Origin of the sequence: Burkholderia sp. MS455 (assembly GCF_016899445.1) — a bacterium.
Taxonomy (GTDB): domain Bacteria; phylum Pseudomonadota; class Gammaproteobacteria; order Burkholderiales; family Burkholderiaceae; genus Burkholderia; species Burkholderia pyrrocinia_C.
This window is the reverse complement of record NZ_CP041779.1, coordinates 2,254,016-2,270,566: the sequence shown is the minus strand read 5'-3', so window position 1 is coordinate 2,270,566 and position 16,551 is coordinate 2,254,016. Positions and strand designations below refer to the sequence as shown.

The window sequence follows — 16,551 nt, the reverse complement described above, 5'->3', positions numbered from 1 at the left end:
CGCACGGGGTCGAGCGATCCTTCCAAACCGCCGCCGGCGCCGCGCGCGTGCACGGATCGGGCCCGATCGCCCGTGGGAGCGGGGCGTCGCATTACAATGTCGGCCATGACGCAAACAGTGCTCCTCGCCATCGATACGTCGACCGAATACTGCTCGGTCGCGCTGCTGCGCTCGGCCCATGCCGATGACGCCGTTTCCACCCCGCAAACCTGGGTCCGCCACGAACAGACGGGCGCCGTGTCGAGCACGCGCGTGCTGCCGGCGATCCAGGAGCTTTTCGCCGAATCCGGGTTGACGCTCGCCGACTGCGACGCGATCGCGTTCGGCGCGGGCCCCGGCTCGTTCACCGGCCTGCGTACCGCGACCGGCATTACGCAGGGCCTCGCGTTCGGGCGCGGGCTGCCGGTCGTGCCGATCGGCACGCTGCTCGCGTGCGCGGAGCACGCGCGGCTGCGCGCGCCCGGCACGACCCGCGTGCTTGCCGCGCTGGACGCGCGGATGGACGAAGCCTACTGGGCGGACTTCGCGTGGGACGACAGCACCGGCGACTGGCGCACGGTGCATCCGGCATCGCTCGATGCGCCGGGTGCCGTCGGCGTGCCCGACGCGCCGTTCACGCTCGCGGGCAATGCGGCTGCCGCGTTCGGCGCTCAGCTGCCGGCCGCGGCGCGCGCGGCCGTGATCGACGGCGAAGCATTGCCGCATGCGCTGGCGGTCGCGCATGCCGCGCTGCGCGCGTTTCGCGCCGGGCGCACGGTGCCGGCCGATCAGGCGGCGCCCGAATACGTGCGCGACAAGGTCGCGCAGACGACTGCCGAGCGGGTCGCGGCGCGGGCCGCGCAGACGGGCGGGGCGAAGGGATGACGGGTGTACTGCTGAGCGACCGCTATCTGGCGCCGATGACGGACGCGGATCTCGACGAGGTCGTTGCGATCGAGCAGGTCGCGTACGAATTCCCGTGGAGCCGCGGCAACTTCGAGGATTCGTTGCGCAACGGCTATCTGGGCGTGTGCCTGCGGCACGTGACGGGTTCGCTGATCGGTTATTGCGTGCTGATGCCCGTGATCGACGAGATGCACCTGCTCAACCTGTGTGTCGCGCCGGCCGCGCAGCGCGCGGGCGCGGGCCTCGCGCTGCTGCGCGAGGCCGTGCGCATTTCGCGCGCGGAGCGGCTCGACGGCGTGCTGCTCGAGGTGCGGCCGTCCAATCCGCGCGCGATCCATCTGTACGAGCGTTTCGGCTTCGTGACCATTGGCCGGCGCAAGAACTACTATCCGGCGAAGCATCGCAGCCGGGAGGACGCGATCGTGATGCGTCTGACGCTGAACAAGGACGAGGGGGACGCGCATGGCGTGGGCTGAAGCGGCGCTCGAGGAAATGGGCCTCGCGCAGATCTGGGTGCGGCGCGGGCAGCGCGCGGACGAAGGCGCGGCAGCCGACGCGCCCGCCGTGGCGCAAACCGGTGCGGCGGACGACGTTTCCGCAGTGACGGCCGATCGGCCGGCGCGCGCGGTGCGTGCATCGGTGCAAGACGATGCGCCGCCGGCGGCCGTGCGAGCCGCCGAGGCCTCGCCGGCTCGCGAGTCGGGCGTACCGGCTTCGGGCATACCGGCTTCGGGCATACCGGCGCGTCGTGTCGTCGATGGCGATCGCGCACCTGCGCCGGCGGCCTCTGCCGATGCGATACCGTCGCTGGACGGCGCGCCCGACGATTTCGCGTGGTTCGACGCGGCGCCGCCGGGCGAGCCCCTGCCGGCCGAATCGCGTCCCGCCGAAACGCCGGTTGCGATGCTCGACTGGGATGCGCTGGCCGCGCGCGTGCGCGACTGCACACGCTGTCGGCTGTGCGAAAAGCGGACCAACACCGTGTTCGGCGTCGGTGACCGCGAGGCGGACTGGATGCTGATCGGCGAAGCGCCGGGCGAGAACGAGGACAAGCAGGGCGAGCCGTTCGTCGGCCAGGCCGGCAAGCTGCTCGACAACATGCTGCAGTCGCTGGCGCTCAAGCGCGGCGACAACGTGTATATCGCGAACGTGATCAAGTGCCGGCCGCCTGGCAACCGCAACCCGGAACCGGACGAGGTCGCAAGCTGCGAGCCTTATCTGCAGCGCCAGGTCGCGCTCGTGAAACCGAAGCTGATCGTCGCGCTCGGGCGCTTCGCCGCGCAGACGTTGCTGAAGACGGACGCCAGCATCGCGTCGCTGCGCGGCCGCGTGCATGAGTACGAAGGCGTGCCGGTGATCGTCACCTACCACCCGGCGTACCTGTTGCGCAGCCTTCAGGACAAGTCGAAGGCGTGGGCCGACCTGTGCCTCGCGCGCTACACATTCCGGCGCGCAGAGGGTGGCGACGCGAACGGGCCGGCCGGGCAATGACGACCGGCGCGGCGTTCGCATTCGTCGATACGCTGCGCGACGCCGCGGTTCGCGATCTGGGCTGGCTGCTCGCGAGTCCGAGCCTGCTGACCGCGGCACCCGGCGCGCCGCTCGCGCATCCGTGGCCGGATGCGGCAGGACAGTCGGCCGTCGAGGCATGGCTCGCCGCGCTCGATGCGGCGCCCGAGCCGCTGCACCTCGCGCTCGCCGGGTTGCGGCCCACGCGGCTCGGCCGCTACGCCGAATGCCTGCTCGAGTATTTCCTCACGCACGGGCCGTCGCTGCGGCTCGTCGCGGCCAATCTTCCGCTACGCAGCAACGGCCTGACGCTCGGCGAAGTCGATTTTCTCGTCGATGCGCCGGGCGGGCAGCGCCTGCACTGGGAACTTGCGGTGAAGTGCTATCTGTGCGCGCCGGTGCGCGACGGCGCGTCGCTCGCCGACTTCGTCGGCCCCAATCTCGTCGACCGGTTCGACCGCAAGCGCAGCCGGCTGCTCGACCACCAGTTGCGGCTCGGCGATCGCGCCGGGTTTGCGCTGCTCGGCTATGGCGCGCCGTCCGACGCGCAGATGTTCATCAGGGGCTGGCTGTTCTATCCGCACGGCGCGCCGTTGCCGCCGGTGTCCGCCGAAATCTCGCCGGATCACCCGCGCGGTTTCTGGCTGACGCATGCGCAGTGGCCGGCGTGGGCGGCCGCGCAGCGTGCCGGCGTTGCCTGGAGCGTGTTGCCGCGGCTTGCTTGGCTTGCACCGCGGCGTGTTGCAGCCGGCGCCGGTTTCGAACCCGAACCTCTCGCGGCCGCACTCGAACTGCCGCCCGTGCTGGCGACGCGTCAGGCTCCCGACCTGATCGGCATTTATGAACAGGGCGGCGATGGCACGTGGCGCGAGACGGCGCGCGGCTTCGTCGTGCCCGACGACTGGCCGGCGCGTGCGCAGGCATTCGCGGCGCAGGACAACTGACGCCGCGTCAGGCGGCGCTTACCACCAGCGATGGAAGTGATGAACCGGGCCGACGCCGTGGCCGACGTCGAGGCGGCCGCTCGCGGCGATCGCGCCGGTCAGGTAGGTCTTCGCTTCGCGCACCGCGCTTTCGAGGTCGGGCTGCTGCGGCAGCAGCGCGGCAATCGCCGACGACAGCGTGCAGCCCGTGCCGTGCGTGTTGCTGACCGGCACGCGCGGGCCGTCGAGCCGCACGGTGTGCGCCGCATCGACGAGCCAGTCGGGGCTCGCGGCCGCGTCGGGCAGGTGGCCGCCTTTCATCAGCACGGCGCGCGCGCCCGTCTGCAGCAACGCCCGGCCTTGCCGGACCATGTCGTCTTCAGTGGTCGCGGGTGCGTCGCCGAGCAGCGCGGCCGCTTCGGGCAGGTTCGGCGTGACGACGGTCGCCAGCGGCAGCAGCGCATCGCGCAGCGCGTCGACCGCGTCGGGCGCGAGCAGCGCGTGCGAACTCTTCGAGATCATCACCGTGTCGAGCACGACGAAGCGCGGCGCGTAACGGCGCAGCGCGTCGGCCACCGCGTGCACGATCGCCGCGTTCGCGAGCATCCCGATCTTGACCGCATCGATGCGGATGTCGTCGAACACCGCGTCGAGTTGCGCGGTCACGAACGCGGCGTCCGGCGCGTGCACGCCCGTCACGCCGCGCGTGTTCTGCGCGGTCAGCGCGGTGATCACGCTGGCGCCGTACGTGCCGAGCGCGGAAAACGTCTTCAGGTCGGCTTGGATGCCCGCGCCGCCGCCCGAATCGGAGCCGGCGATCGTCAGGATGTTGGGTATCGGGTGCGTCATGATGGCAACGCGCCGGTTCGAAGACCGGCGCCGGCGGACGGAAACGGGAAGTGTAGCGTCAGTGCCGCGCTTCGCCGATCAGCGCGACCGAGTCGAACTGACGCTGGTTCGCCTGGTGGCGGCGCATCACGAGCCACATCGTCAGGCAGACGAACGTGCCGAACAGCACGATCACGACGCCGACCGGCACGTCGAGCCACACGAGCACCGCATACAGGCACAGCATCACGAGCACCGACAGGTTCTCGTTGAAGTTCTGTACCGCGATCGAATGACCGGCCGACAGCAGCACGTGGCCGCGATGCTGCAGCAGCGCGTTCATCGGCACGACGAAGTAGCCCGACAGCGCGCCGACGCAGATCAGGAAGATGTACGCGACGATCAGGTAAACGGGCATGCGCAGGTGGCCGAAGTGCACGGCCCAGTGCGACGGGAACAGGTCGCGCGTGTAGAACGCCATCAGCATCACCGCGATGCCCATGATGATGCCGACGGGCAGCACGGTCAGCGACTTCTTCAACGGTATCCGGGCGGCGGCGGCGATCGCGCCGGCCGCGACGCCGACCGCGACCACGGCCTGCAGGATCGCGCCTTCCGACAGCGACATGCCGAGCGACACCTCGGCCCATTTCAGCACGATGAACTGCAGCGTCGCGCCCGCGCCCCAGAACAGCGTCGTGACCGCCAGCGAGATCTGGCCGAGCTTGTCGCGCCACAGCACCATGAAGCAGTCGGCGAAATCCGTGAGGAGCTTGACCGGGCCGCGTTCCTGCTTCGGATAGCGGGCGCCCGTATCGGGAATGCGCAGGTTGAACAGCGCGGCGACCACGTAGATCGCCATGATGATCGCCATCGCCGCTTCGGCGGGCGTACCGATCCAGCCGGGCGTGTGCGCGATCACGTGCGCCGCGATGTGCGGGCTGATCAGCGCGCCGCCGAGCACGGTGCCGAGAATGATCGAGCTGACGGTCGTACCTTCGATCCAGCCGTTCGCGGCGACCAGCCGATCGGCCGGCAGCAGCTCGGTGAGAATCCCGTATTTGGCGGGCGAGTAGGCCGCCGCGCCGAATCCGACGATCCCGTACGCGATCAGCGGGTGGGCGCCGAACAGCATGATCATGCAGCCGACCACCTTGATCGAGTTGGTGATGAACATCACGCGCCCCTTCGGGCGCGAATCCGCGAAAGCACCGACATACGCCGCCAACACCACATAGGACAACACGAAGAACAGCTTCAGCAGCGGTGTCATCCAGTTGGGGGCGTGGAGGTCTTTCAGCAGGGCGATGGCGGCGATGAGAAGCGCATTGTCGGCCAGCGACGAGAAAAACTGCGCGGCCATGATGGTGTAAAAACCTTTTTTCATCTGATGCGATGCTTTCGTCGCTGCGGCAGGGCCGCGTAGGCCGCCTGATATGCGATCGGCTTATTCCGTTCGAAATGGGTTGTGCGCACGGCTTTATAACATGAAAATACGCCAATTCGGACTAGCAAGATTCCCCGATCGTTCCGCAAATTGTCGGCTTCGGTGCTCAAAAGGCGCGGTAAGCTGATGATTCGCAAGCGTCTTTACGTAAATTTCCCATGCCGCGCCCGATCTCCGCCACCATCCACACCGCCGCTCTCGCGAACAATCTTTCCGTCGTCCGCCGCTTTGCCGGCCCGTCCAAGGTCTGGGCGGTCGTCAAGGCCAACGCGTACGGCCACGGTCTCGCCCGCGCGTTTCCCGGCCTGCGCGGCACCGACGGCTTCGGCCTGCTCGACCTCGACGAGGCCGTGAAGCTGCGCGAGCTCGGCTGGGCCGGCCCGATCCTGCTGCTCGAAGGCTTCTTCCGGTCGACCGACATCGACGTGATCGACCGCTACAGCCTGACGACGACCGTCCACAACGACGAGCAGATGCGGATGCTGGAAACGGCGCGGCTGTCGAAGCCCGTCAACGTGCAGCTCAAGATGAACAGCGGGATGAACCGGCTCGGCTACCTGCCGGAAAAATACCGTGCGGCCTGGGAGCGCGCCCGCGCGTGCCCGGGCATCGGCCAGATCACGTTGATGACCCATTTTTCGGACGCGGACAACGAGCGCGGCGTCGCCGAGCAACTCGCGACGTTCGAGCGCGGCGCGGAAAACATCGCCGGCGCGCGCAGTCTCGCGAATTCGGCCGCCGTGCTGTGGCATCCGGATACGCACTTCGACTGGGTGCGGCCGGGGATCGTGCTGTACGGCGCGTCGCCGTCCGGGCTGTCGTCCGATATCGCCGACACGGGGCTGAAACCCGCGATGACGCTCGCGTCCGAGCTGATCGCGGTGCAAACGATCGGGAAAGGCCAGGCCATCGGCTATGGCTCGACGTTCTCCGCGCAGGCGCCGATGCGGATCGGCGTCGTCGCGTGCGGCTACGCGGACGGCTATCCGCGCGTCGCGCCCGAAGGCACGCCCGTGATCGTCGACGGCATCCGCACGCGGATCGTGGGCCGCGTGTCGATGGACATGATCACCGTCGACCTGACCCCGTGCCCGCAGGCCGGCGTCGGCGCGCGCGTCGAGCTGTGGGGCAATACACTGCCGATCGACGACGTTGCCCGTCATTGCGGCACGATCGGCTACGAGCTGATGTGCGCGGTCGCCGGCCGCGTGCCCGTGCGCGCGGAATAAGGGCGTCGCGCGTGGCCAAACAGAAAACCGTCTACGTCTGCAGCGAGTGCGGCGGGCAGACCCCGAAGTGGCAGGGGCAGTGTCCGTCGTGCCAGGCCTGGAATACGCTGGTGGAATCGGTCGCCGAGTCGCCGTCGGCCCATCGTTTCCAGTCGCTCGCGAAGCGGGCGCCCGTCCAGCGCCTCGTCGACATCGAAGCGGCCGACGTGCCGCGCTTCTCGACCGGCATCGGCGAATTCGACCGCGTGCTCGGCGGCGGGCTGGTCCCCGGCGGCGTCGTGCTGATCGGCGGCGATCCGGGCATCGGCAAGTCGACGCTGCTGCTGCAGTCGCTCGCGGACATCGCGAGCGAACGGCGCGCGCTCTATATCAGCGGCGAGGAATCGGCCGCGCAGATCGCGTTGCGCGCGCAACGGCTTGCGCTGCTCGACGGCGGTACGCCGGCGGCCGAGCTGCAGCTGCTCGCCGAGATCCAGCTCGAAAAGATCCAGGCCGCGATCGACGCGGAGCGGCCCGACGTGGCCGTGATCGACTCGATCCAGACCGTCTATTCGGAAGCGCTCACGTCGGCGCCGGGCTCGGTCGCGCAGGTGCGCGAATGCGCGGCGCAGCTCACGCGCATCGCGAAACAGTCGGGCACCGCGATCATCATGGTCGGGCACGTGACGAAGGAGGGCAACCTGGCCGGCCCGCGCGTGCTCGAGCACATCGTCGACACGGTGCTGTATTTCGAGGGCGACACGCATTCGTCGTTCCGGCTTGTGCGCGCGTTCAAGAACCGCTTCGGCGCGGTCAACGAACTCGGCGTGTTCGCGATGACCGAGCGCGGGCTGCGCGGCGTCGCGAATCCGTCCGCGCTGTTCCTGTCGCAGCACGAGCAGATCGTGCCCGGCTCGTGCGTGCTCGTCACGCAGGAAGGCACGCGTCCGCTGCTCGTCGAGATCCAGGCGCTGGTCGATACCGCGCACGTGCCGAACCCGCGCCGGCTCGCGGTCGGCCTCGAGCAGAACCGGCTCGCGATGCTGCTCGCGGTGCTGCACCGGCACGCGGGCATCGCGTGCTTCGACCAGGACGTGTTCCTCAATGCAGTGGGCGGCGTGAAGATCACCGAGCCGGCCGCCGACCTCGCGGTGCTGCTCGCGATCCATTCGTCGATGCGCAACAAGGCGCTGCCGAAGGGACTGATCGTGTTCGGCGAAGTGGGGCTGGCGGGCGAGATCCGGCCGTCCCCGCGCGGGCAGGAGCGGCTGCGCGAGGCGGCGAAGCTCGGTTTCACGGCCGCGCTGATCCCGAAGGCGAATGCGCCGAAACAGCCGATCGAAGGATTGAACGTGATGGCTGTCGAGCGGATCGAGCAGGCGATCGACCGCGTGCGCGATCTCGAGTGATCGGCCCGACAGCCGCGCGGGCTGTGACTGTCGGCGATCTGTCGCGTAATTCTCTGTAAAGAATATGTAGGCTGCTGTAACCCGCCGGACATTGCTTTTCCCTATCCTTTGGCGAATTGTCGAACCGCGCAATGCGAAGGGAACCTATGTTGAAATCGTATGCGGAAGCGCCGGGCGGACGCCTTTACAACCTGCGCGGCTGCCGCGTGTCGGAGCCGATTCGCCAGCCCTGGGGCGGCGGATGCCGGATCGTCGAATGGATCGACGAGGAAGGGCGCCTGGCGCGCAAGGTCGTGTCCGAGGACGTGACCGAAGCGGAAGTCGCCGCGGCGATCCGGCGGCCGACCGAAGGGCGCCGGTACCTGATGGGTGACGACGAGCAACTGCCGCGCGACACGCTGCCGCGGCGCTGAGCCGGCAGGCGGCCTGCGAACCGACGGACAAGGGCAGCAAAAAGGCCGGGCCAGTGCGCCCGGCCTTGTCGCATGCGGACCCGATGGCTTGTCGAAGAACCGGTGCCGCCAGCGCGCCGGGCCGGCGGCACCGGCCGGCTGCACTGCGGCCGCGTTCAGCCGATCTGTTCGAGCTCTTCGTGCGCGGCGAGCCAGTCGGCCTCGATCGTTTCGAGACGCGTGTTGACGTCCCCGAGCTTGCGGATCGCGTCGGTCAGCTCCGTCTTGCGCGCTGCCTCGTAGCTCGCCGGATCGGCGACGAACGCGTCGAGGCGCGCCTTCTCCGCGTGCAGCGTCTCCATTTCCTTTTCGAGCTTCGTGATGCGCGACTGCAGCGGTTTTTTCAACACCGACAGGCGCTGCCGCTCCTCGGCGGCCTGACGCTTCTGGTCCTTGCGGTTCGTCGCGGCGCCCGCGCCCGACGAGGCCGCGCTGTCGGCCTTCGCGGCCGCGCGCTGCTCGGCCGCATGCTGCAGCAGCCAGTCGCGGTAATCGTCGAGGTCGCCGTCGAACGGCTGCAGCCGGTGCTTCGCGACCAGCATGAACTGGTCGGTCGTCGCGCGCAGCAGGTGGCGGTCGTGCGATACGAGGATCAGCGTGCCTTCGAACTGCGCGAGCGCCATCGTCAGCGCGTGGCGCGTTTCGAGATCGAGGTGGTTCGTCGGTTCGTCGAGCAGCAGCAGGTTCGGCTTCTGCCAGATGATCAGTGCGAGCGCGAGGCGCGCCTTTTCTCCGCCCGAGAACGGGCCGACGGCACTCGTGGCCATGTCGCCCGAGAAATTGAAGCCGCCGAGGAAGTCGCGCAGCTCCTGCTCGCGCGTGTCGGGCGCGAGCCGCGCGAGATGCGCGAGCGGCGAATCGTCCTCGCGCAGCGTTTCGAGCTGATGCTGTGCGAAATAACCGATCGTCAGCCCCTTGCCCTCGCGGACGTCGCCCGACAGCGGTGCGAGCGTGCCGGCCAGCGTCTTGATCAGCGTCGACTTGCCCTGGCCGTTCGCGCCGAGCAGGCCGATGCGCTGCCCGCTCTGGATCGACAGCGCCACGCGTTCGACGATCGGGATGTCCGCGCCGTTGTCGGCATGGTAGCCGCAGCGGACGTCTTCCATCACCATCATCGGGTTCGGCGCGGCGTCGGGCGTGCGGAATTCGAACGTGAACGGCGATGCGATGTGCGCGGGCGCGATCAGCTCCATCTTCTCGAGCGCCTTCATCCGGCTTTGCGCCTGCTTGGCCTTGGTGGCCTTGGCCTTGAAGCGGTCGACGAAGCTCTGCAGGTGCTCGATCGTCTTCTGCTGCCTTTCGTATGCGCTTTGCTGCAGCGCCAGTTGCTGCGCGCGCAGCACTTCGAATTGCGAGTAGTTGCCGCCGTAGCGCTTCACCTGGCGGTTTTCCAGGTGCAGCGTGACGTTGCAGATCGAATCGAGGAATTCGCGGTCGTGCGAGATCACGACGAGCGTGCCGGGGTAGCGGTGCAGCCAGTCTTCGAGCCAGACGATCGCGTCGAGGTCGAGGTGGTTGGTCGGTTCGTCGAGCAGCAGCAGGTCGGAGCGGCACATCAGCGCCTGCGCGAGGTTCAGGCGCATGCGCCAGCCGCCGGAGAAGCTGGCGACGGGCTCGCGTGTCTGGGCGAGCGTGAAGCCGAGGCCGAGCAGCAGCGCTTCGGCGCGGGCGGGCGCGGTGTAGCCGTCGGCATCGGCGAAGGCCGCGTGCGCGTCGGCTTCGGCGGCGCCGTCATGCGCGGCGGACGCGGCCGCGATGCGCGCCTCGATCTCGCGCAGCGCGGCGTCGCCATCGAGCGTGTAGTCGAGCGCCGAGCGGTCGACCGCGGGCGTTTCCTGCGACACGTGGGCGATCCGCCACGACGGCGGCATCGAGAAATCGCCGGCGTCCGAGTGCAGCTCGCCGCGCAGGACCGCGAACAGCGTCGACTTGCCGGCGCCGTTCGCGCCGATCAGGCCGGCTTTCTCGCCGGGATTGAGCACGAACGAGGTCGACTCGAACAGCGGCTTGGTGCCTCGCGCAAGGCTGAACTGATTGAAACGGATCACGGCGGAAATGACTGGCCAAAACCGCTATTCTAGACTGCGCGCCGCTCTTGCCGGGCATCGGCCGCTCGGCGGATGCCGCAACGGCGCGATTTCGCCTAGACTTCACGTCGATCCGGTTTCGTAAAAGGAGTGCCCGATGTCCACCCTGTATTCGTTCAGCGCAGAGACGCTCGCCGGCGCGCCGGTTTCGCTCGACGCGTATCGCGGCAAGGTGCTGCTGATCGTCAACACCGCGAGCGAGTGCGGTTTCACGCCGCAATACGCGGGCCTGCAGAAACTGTACGACCAGTACGCGGCGCGCGGCTTCTTCGTGCTCGGCTTCCCGTGCAACCAGTTCGGCAAGCAGGAGCCCGGCGACGCCGCGCAGATCGGCGCGTTCTGCGAGCGCAATTACGGCGTCACGTTCCCGATGTTCGCGAAGATCGACGTGAAGGGCGACCATGCGCATCCGCTGTACCGCTACCTGACCGACGAGGCGCCCGGCATTCTCGGCCTCAAGGCGATCAAGTGGAATTTCACGAAATTCCTGATCGACCGCGAAGGGCGCATCGTCAAGCGCTACGCGCCGTCGACCAAGCCCGACGAAATCGCCGCGGATATCGACAAGCTGCTGTGACGGCGGGCGCTGCCGTCCTCCCTGCGGCTACAGGATCGGCGCGAACAGCCGCGCGACGTGCATCGCGATCCGCCGCCATGCGGGCGACTGGCGGTATTCGTTCGCGTCGACGCCATACGCCTGCGCGAAGTCGGCATCGAGCATCTTCTCGACCTCGTCGGCGAATGCGCGGTCGACGGTCAGCACCATGATCTCGAAGTTGAGTCGGAACGAGCGGTTGTCGAGATTCGCGCTGCCGATCGCCGCCGCGATGCGGTCGATCAGCACGACCTTCTGGTGCAGGAAGCCGGGCCGGTAGCGGAACACCTTGACGCCCGCGTCGATCAGGTCGCGCGCGTACAGCTTCGACGCCTCGAACACCACGTAGTGATCGCGTCGGCTCGGGATCAGGATGCGCACGTCGACGCCGCGCATCACCGCTAGCTTCAGCGCGCAGAGCACGGCTTCGTCGGGGACGAGGTACGGCGAGGTGATCCAGATCCGCTCGCGTGCGGCATTGATCGCCTCGACGAAGAACAGCGAGCCGGTTTCCTGCTTGTCGGCCGGCCCCATCGGCACCACGAGGCAATGCATGCCGTCGCCGGGCTGCGCGGGCGGCGGCAGCGCGAGCGGCGGCAGCTTCTGCGTCGCCCAGTGCCAGTCTTCGGCGAACACGTACTGGATGCTCGCGACCACGGGGCCGCGGATTTCGATGTGCGTGTCGCGCCACGGCGACAGGCGCGGCTTCGCGCCGAGATATTCGACGCCGACGTTGTGGCCGCCGACGAACGCGCGATTGCCGTCGACCACGACGATCTTGCGATGGTTGCGGAAGTTGAGCTGGAAGCGGTTGACGAACTTGCGATTGGTCGCGAACGGATGGACCTCGACGCCGCCCCGGCGCAGCGTGTCGACGTAGCTGTGCGGCAGGTCGAAGCTGCCGATGCTGTCGTACAGCAGGCAGCAGCGCACGCCGGCCGCCGCACGCGCCAGCAGCGAGTCGAGCAGCATCTGGCCGAGCGCATCGTCGCGCACGATGAAGAACTGGACGATCACATAGTCGCGCGCGCCATCGATCGCCGACAGGATCGCCGAGAACGTCGCGTCGCCGTTCACGAGCGTGCGCACCGAATTGCCACCGAGGAACGGCATGCCGCCGAGCCGCGTGAGTGCGAGCACGGCGGCCTGGCCGAGCGCGGCGGCGGCCGGCCCGTCGGTTGCGTCGGTCGCATCGGCGCTGAGCCACGGCGAGCGCGGTGCGTGCGTGCGCAACAGTTCCAGCTCGTGGCGCCGTGCGTCGACGTAGCCGGAGAACTTGCTGCGGCCGAGGAACAGGTACGGAATGAGCGTCAGGTACGGCATCGCGGCGAGCGAGACGGCCCACGCGATCGCGCCTTGCGACGTGCGCGTGTTCATGATCGCGTGGCATGCCGCGACGATCCCGAGCACGTGGATGGTCAGGATCAGGGTGCCGAGATGTAGCCAGTCGAGGGTCATGGGCGCGTGACGGACTCCTGTGGTCGTGCGGCGCGGCGGCCGCTTACGCGCATCTTACCCAACCGTGCGGCGCAGCGGTGCGCCGCACGGTCAGGGAGCCGGGCGGCTCAGTCCTTGCGCGGCAGGTCCGACGCCTGGATCAGGAACACGGTGTCGTCGCCCGCGCTGGTGGGCAGCCACGTCAGTTCGAGGCCGCCGAACGCGGCTTCGACGTGCTCGCGCTCGTTGCCGATCTCGACGACGAGCACGCCGTCGTCGTGCAGCCAGCGGTGCGCTTCGGCGACGATGCGTCGCACGATGTCCATCCCGTCGTCGCCGCCCGCGAGCGCCATCTCCGGCTCGTGCCGGTATTCGGGCGGCAGCGCGGCCATCGACGACGCGTTCACGTACGGCGGGTTCGTCAGGATCACGTCGTAGCGTGCGCCGGGGTCGGTGCGGAACGCGGGCAGCGGCGCGTAGAGATCGCCGCGGTGCAGCGCGATGCGGTCTTCGAGGCCGTAGTCGCGCACGTTGATCTCCGCGACTTCGAGTGCTTTGTCGGACAGGTCGACCGCATCGATCTCGGCGTTCGGGAACGCGCTCGCCGCGAGGATCGCAAGGCAGCCGGAGCCCGTGCACAGTTCGAGCACCGCGCCGACCTGCTCGGGATCGGCGACATATGGCTGCAGCCCGTCGTCGAGCAGCTCGCCGATGAACGAGCGCGGCACGATCACGCGTTCGTCGACGTAGAAGCGGTGGCCATGCATCCAGGCTTCATGCGTGAGGTATGCGGCCGGCACGCGGTCGGTCGCGCGCCGTTCGATCACGGCGAGCACGGCTGCGATTTCGTCGGGCAGCAGCCGCGCGTCGAGGAACGGCTCGAGCGTGTCGAGCGGCAGGTCGAGCGTATGCAGCACGAGGTAGGCCGCTTCGTCGTACGCATTGTCGGAGCCGTGGCCGAAGGCGAGCTTCGCCTTCGAGAAGCGCGTGACCGCGTAGCGCAGCAGGTCGCGGACAGTGGCAAAAGGTGTCGTCATGCGAGGCTCCATCAGGCGATCAGTTGTTCGAGCACGCGGCGGTACACGTTCTTCAGCGGGTCGACGAAACGCACTTCGATGTGCTCGTCGATCTTGTGGATGCTGCCGTTCGGCGGGCCGAACTCGATCACCTGCGGGCAGATGCGCGCGATGAAGCGGCCGTCTGACGTGCCGCCCGTGGTCGACAGTTCGGTCGTGATGCCGGTCTCGGTACGAATCGCGTTTTCCAGCGCATTCGACAGCTCGCCGCGCGGCGTCAGGAACGGCAGGCCGCTCACCGACCACTTCAGCGTGTATTCGAGGCCGTGCCTGTCGAGGATCGCGTGCACGCGCGCCTGCAGGCCCTCGACGGTGCTCGCGGTCGAGAACCGGAAGTTGAACAGCAGGTCGGCGTGGCCGGGGATCACGTTGGTCGCGCCGGTGCCCGCGTGCAGGTTCGATACCTGCCAGGTGGTCGGCGGGAAATATTCGTTACCTTCGTCCCACTGCTCGGCGGCGAGCTCGGCGAGCGCCGGCGCGAGCAGGTGGATCGGGTTCTTCGCGAGGTGCGGATACGCGATGTGGCCCTGCACGCCCTTGACGACCAGCTCGCCCGACATCGATCCGCGGCGGCCGTTCTTGACGACGTCGCCGAGCTCGGCGGTCGACGTCGGCTCGCCGACGATGCAGTAGTCGACGCGTTCGCCGCGCGCCTGCAGCAGTTCGACGACCTTCACGGTGCCGTCGGTGGCCGGGCCTTCCTCGTCGCTCGTGATCAGGAATGCGATCGCGCCGCGGTGGCCGGGATGGGCCGCGACGAATTCCTCGGACGCGACGACGAACGCTGCGAGCGACGTCTTCATGTCGGCCGCGCCGCGGCCGTACAGCTTGCCGTCGCGATGGGCGGGGATGAACGGCGGCGAGGTCCACTGCTCGAGCGGGCCGGTCGGCACGACGTCGGTGTGGCCCGCGAACGCGAGCAGCTTGCCGTCGCGGCCGTCGGCGCCGCGCTTGACGGCCCACAGGTTGGTCACGCCGTGCGACGCGATGGTCTCGCATTCGAAGCCGAGCGCGGCGAGGCGCGCGGTCATGATCTGCTGGCAATGCTGGTCGTCGGGCGTCACGGACGCGCGGGCGATCAACTGTTCGGTAAGGGCTAGGGTGGCGGACATGGTTCGGACCACTTTCGATAAAAAATGCCGGCGCGGTGGCCGGCAGCGACAAGACGTCGGGCTAGGGCCTGTTCACGCTAATAACGGGCTTGCGCTGGCCCCCAGAAGGGCCGAGCGCAAGGATCGCGACGAAGCGAATACTCGACGTATTCGCGAGGAGCATGACGCGGCGATCGGCCCTTCTGGGGGCCAGCCCCACGAATGATTTTTTCCAAACAGGGGAACGTGCCTTGCCGGCCGCATTGCGGCGTCGCGCGTCGCTTGTTTGGCTCGGCCAATCGGCGCTCCTTGCTTCTTGCACTGCAGCCGGCAAGGCACGTTCGCAAGCCCGTTATTAGCGTGAACAGGCCCTTCTACAGGCGCAGCGCGGGCGGCCCTATGCGGCAAACAGCGCCGCGTATTGATCGGCCGCGAAGCCGAGCGATTTCACGCGACCGTTGACGACGAGCACGGGGCGCTTGATGACCGACGGCTTGTGGATCATCAGCGCGACCGCGCCGGTCTTCGTTTCGGCGGCCGCCTTCATCGCGTCGTCCAGGCCGCGCCACGTGGTGCCGCGCTTGTTCACGAGCGCGTCGAGCGACACGTCCTTCAGCCAGTCTTCAACCAGCGGCGCGCTGACGCCGAGCTTCTTGAAATCGTGGAACTCGAATTCGACGCCGTGATCGTCGAGCCACACGCGGGCCTTCTTCACGGTGTCGCAGTTCGGAATGCCGTAGACGACCACGGTGTGCGGCTTCGCCATCAGTCGCCTCGCAGCAGCTCGTTCAGGCCGACCTTCGCGCGGGTCTTCGCGTCGACCTTCTTGACGATCACCGCGCAGTACAGGCTGTGCGAACCGTCCTTCGACGGCAGGTTGCCGGCGACCACGACCGAGCCGGCCGGGATGCGGCCGTAGCTGACTTCGCCCGTTTCGCGGTCGTAGATCTTCGTGCTCTGGCCAAGATACACGCCCATCGAGATCACCGAGTTTTCCTCGACGATCACGCCTTCGACGACTTCCGAGCGCGCGCCGATGAAGCAGTTGTCCTCGATGATGACGGGGTTCGCCTGCAGCGGCTCGAGCACGCCGCCGATGCCGACGCCGCCCGACAGGTGCACGTTCTTGCCGATCTGCGCGCACGAACCGACCGTGGCCCACGTGTCGACCATCGTGCCTTCGTCGACGTAGGCGCCGATGTTCGTGTACGACGGCATCAGCACGACGTTCTTCGCGATGAACGAGCCGCGGCGCGCGATGGCCGGCGGGACGACGCGGAAGCCGCCCGCGGCGAAGTCTTCGGCCGTGTAGTTCGCGAACTTCGACGGCACCTTGTCGTAGAACTGCGAGTAGCCGCCGGCCGCCATCGGTGCGTTGTCTTCCAGGCGGAACGACAGCAGCACGGCCTTCTTCAGCCACTGATGCACGGTCCAGTTGCCGTCGATTTTCTCGGCGACGCGCAGCGCACCCTTGTCGAGCTGCTCGATCGCGTGAGCGACGGCCTCGCGGACTTCCGCGGGCGCGGCCTTCGGCGACAGCTCGGCGCGGTTTTCCCAGGCGGTATCGATGATTTGCTGAAGTTGTTGCGACATGTTCGTTTTCG

General features: G+C 68.2%; 16 protein-coding genes. 8 read left to right on the top strand and 8 right to left on the bottom strand.

Annotation, left to right across the window (positions count from 1 at the left end):
- The first annotated feature begins 96 nt into the window (after positions 1–96).
- The 4 genes from tsaB to FPJ27_RS29535 are packed head-to-tail and all read left to right on the top strand — an operon-like array spanning position 97 to position 3,338.
- The gene (tsaB, locus tag FPJ27_RS29550; protein ID WP_204423692.1) at positions 97–864 is read left to right on the top strand and encodes a tRNA (adenosine(37)-N6)-threonylcarbamoyltransferase complex dimerization subunit type 1 TsaB; all 768 of its coding nucleotides are present in this window, start codon (positions 97–99) and stop codon (positions 862–864) included.
- Positions 861–1,361 (top strand): ribosomal protein S18-alanine N-acetyltransferase, encoded by a 501-nt coding sequence (gene rimI / locus FPJ27_RS29545; protein ID WP_034184722.1) that lies wholly within the window; start codon positions 861–863, stop codon positions 1,359–1,361. Before tsaB ends, rimI begins: the two co-directional genes overlap by 4 nt.
- A complete protein-coding gene (locus tag FPJ27_RS29540) occupies positions 1,348–2,376 on the top strand; it encodes a uracil-DNA glycosylase (RefSeq protein ID WP_204423690.1) in 1,029 nt (342 codons plus the stop codon). The genes rimI and FPJ27_RS29540 overlap by 14 nt, the downstream gene beginning before the upstream one ends.
- Positions 2,373–3,338, top strand: a complete 966-nt coding sequence (locus FPJ27_RS29535; protein ID WP_204423687.1) for a DUF1853 family protein — start codon at positions 2,373–2,375, stop codon at positions 3,336–3,338. The genes FPJ27_RS29540 and FPJ27_RS29535 overlap by 4 nt, the downstream gene beginning before the upstream one ends.
- 18 nt (positions 3,339–3,356) lie before the next feature.
- Here the strand turns inward: FPJ27_RS29535 and thiD are convergent, their stop codons facing one another.
- Positions 3,357–4,166, bottom strand: coding sequence for a bifunctional hydroxymethylpyrimidine kinase/phosphomethylpyrimidine kinase (thiD, locus tag FPJ27_RS29530; protein WP_204423685.1), 810 nt, complete (start codon positions 4,164–4,166; stop codon positions 3,357–3,359).
- Between the two features lie 58 nt (positions 4,167–4,224).
- Positions 4,225–5,532, bottom strand: coding sequence for a lysophospholipid transporter LplT (lplT, locus tag FPJ27_RS29525; RefSeq protein WP_072437076.1), 1,308 nt, complete (start codon positions 5,530–5,532; stop codon positions 4,225–4,227).
- Positions 5,533–5,750: 218 nt separating this feature from the next.
- Between lplT and alr the strand changes: the two genes are divergently transcribed.
- From alr to FPJ27_RS29510, 3 genes are all read left to right on the top strand, one after another.
- A complete protein-coding gene (gene alr, locus FPJ27_RS29520; protein WP_034184727.1) occupies positions 5,751–6,821 on the top strand; it encodes an alanine racemase in 1,071 nt (356 codons plus the stop codon).
- Between the two features lie 11 nt (positions 6,822–6,832).
- A complete protein-coding gene (gene radA / locus FPJ27_RS29515; RefSeq protein WP_072437254.1) occupies positions 6,833–8,209 on the top strand; it encodes a DNA repair protein RadA in 1,377 nt (458 codons plus the stop codon).
- Between the two features lie 146 nt (positions 8,210–8,355).
- Entirely contained in the window at positions 8,356–8,622 is a 267-nt protein-coding gene (locus FPJ27_RS29510; RefSeq protein ID WP_072437077.1) for a DUF2866 domain-containing protein, read from the top strand.
- Between the two features lie 155 nt (positions 8,623–8,777).
- Here the strand turns inward: FPJ27_RS29510 and FPJ27_RS29505 are convergent, their stop codons facing one another.
- Entirely contained in the window at positions 8,778–10,709 is a 1,932-nt protein-coding gene (locus FPJ27_RS29505; protein ID WP_204423684.1) for an ATP-binding cassette domain-containing protein, read from the bottom strand.
- A 136-nt stretch (positions 10,710–10,845) separates the two neighbouring features.
- Here FPJ27_RS29505 and FPJ27_RS29500 point away from each other — a divergent pair, with 136 nt between their 5' ends.
- Entirely contained in the window at positions 10,846–11,325 is a 480-nt protein-coding gene (locus FPJ27_RS29500; protein ID WP_011549528.1) for a glutathione peroxidase, read from the top strand.
- A gap of 27 nt (positions 11,326–11,352) precedes the next feature.
- Here FPJ27_RS29500 and cls read toward each other — a convergent pair whose 3' ends face one another.
- The 5 genes from cls to dapD form a co-directional block, all read right to left on the bottom strand.
- On the bottom strand, positions 11,353–12,801 hold the full coding sequence (gene cls, locus FPJ27_RS29495; protein WP_072437079.1) for a cardiolipin synthase: 1,449 nt from the start codon (positions 12,799–12,801) through the stop codon (positions 11,353–11,355).
- A 107-nt stretch (positions 12,802–12,908) separates the two neighbouring features.
- On the bottom strand, positions 12,909–13,817 hold the full coding sequence (gene prmB / locus FPJ27_RS29490) for a 50S ribosomal protein L3 N(5)-glutamine methyltransferase (RefSeq protein ID WP_204423683.1): 909 nt from the start codon (positions 13,815–13,817) through the stop codon (positions 12,909–12,911).
- 11 nt (positions 13,818–13,828) lie between these two features.
- Positions 13,829–14,968, bottom strand: a complete 1,140-nt coding sequence (dapE, locus tag FPJ27_RS29485) for a succinyl-diaminopimelate desuccinylase (RefSeq protein WP_072437080.1) — start codon at positions 14,966–14,968, stop codon at positions 13,829–13,831.
- Positions 14,969–15,344: 376 nt separating this feature from the next.
- Positions 15,345–15,713: an ArsC family reductase gene (locus FPJ27_RS29480; RefSeq protein WP_034184733.1), complete on the bottom strand. Its 369-nt coding sequence runs from the start codon at positions 15,711–15,713 to the stop codon at positions 15,345–15,347.
- Positions 15,713–16,540 (bottom strand): 2,3,4,5-tetrahydropyridine-2,6-dicarboxylate N-succinyltransferase, encoded by an 828-nt coding sequence (gene dapD, locus FPJ27_RS29475; RefSeq protein ID WP_072437081.1) that lies wholly within the window; start codon positions 16,538–16,540, stop codon positions 15,713–15,715. The genes FPJ27_RS29480 and dapD overlap by 1 nt, the downstream gene beginning before the upstream one ends.
- Between the last annotated feature and the right edge of the window lie 11 nt (positions 16,541–16,551).

What these genes read in the sequence shown, in the direction of transcription:
- tsaB (WP_204423692.1), top strand. Translation starts at nt 97, where the DNA reads ATGTCGGCCATGACGCAAACAGTGCTCCTCGCCATCGATACGTCGACC.
- rimI (WP_034184722.1), top strand. Translation starts at nt 861, where the DNA reads ATGACGGGTGTACTGCTGAGCGACCGCTATCTGGCGCCGATGACGGAC.
- FPJ27_RS29540 (WP_204423690.1), top strand. Translation starts at nt 1,348, where the DNA reads ATGGCGTGGGCTGAAGCGGCGCTCGAGGAAATGGGCCTCGCGCAGATC.
- FPJ27_RS29535 (WP_204423687.1), top strand. Translation starts at nt 2,373, where the DNA reads ATGACGACCGGCGCGGCGTTCGCATTCGTCGATACGCTGCGCGACGCC.
- thiD (WP_204423685.1), bottom strand. Translation starts at nt 4,166, where the DNA reads ATGACGCACCCGATACCCAACATCCTGACGATCGCCGGCTCCGATTCG.
- lplT (WP_072437076.1), bottom strand. Translation starts at nt 5,532, where the DNA reads ATGAAAAAAGGTTTTTACACCATCATGGCCGCGCAGTTTTTCTCGTCG.
- alr (WP_034184727.1), top strand. Translation starts at nt 5,751, where the DNA reads ATGCCGCGCCCGATCTCCGCCACCATCCACACCGCCGCTCTCGCGAAC.
- FPJ27_RS29510 (WP_072437077.1), top strand. Translation starts at nt 8,356, where the DNA reads ATGTTGAAATCGTATGCGGAAGCGCCGGGCGGACGCCTTTACAACCTG.
- FPJ27_RS29500 (WP_011549528.1), top strand. Translation starts at nt 10,846, where the DNA reads ATGTCCACCCTGTATTCGTTCAGCGCAGAGACGCTCGCCGGCGCGCCG.
- cls (WP_072437079.1), bottom strand. Translation starts at nt 12,801, where the DNA reads ATGACCCTCGACTGGCTACATCTCGGCACCCTGATCCTGACCATCCAC.
- prmB (WP_204423683.1), bottom strand. Translation starts at nt 13,817, where the DNA reads ATGACGACACCTTTTGCCACTGTCCGCGACCTGCTGCGCTACGCGGTC.
- dapE (WP_072437080.1), bottom strand. Translation starts at nt 14,968, where the DNA reads ATGTCCGCCACCCTAGCCCTTACCGAACAGTTGATCGCCCGCGCGTCC.
- FPJ27_RS29480 (WP_034184733.1), bottom strand. Translation starts at nt 15,713, where the DNA reads ATGGCGAAGCCGCACACCGTGGTCGTCTACGGCATTCCGAACTGCGAC.
- dapD (WP_072437081.1), bottom strand. Translation starts at nt 16,540, where the DNA reads ATGTCGCAACAACTTCAGCAAATCATCGATACCGCCTGGGAAAACCGC.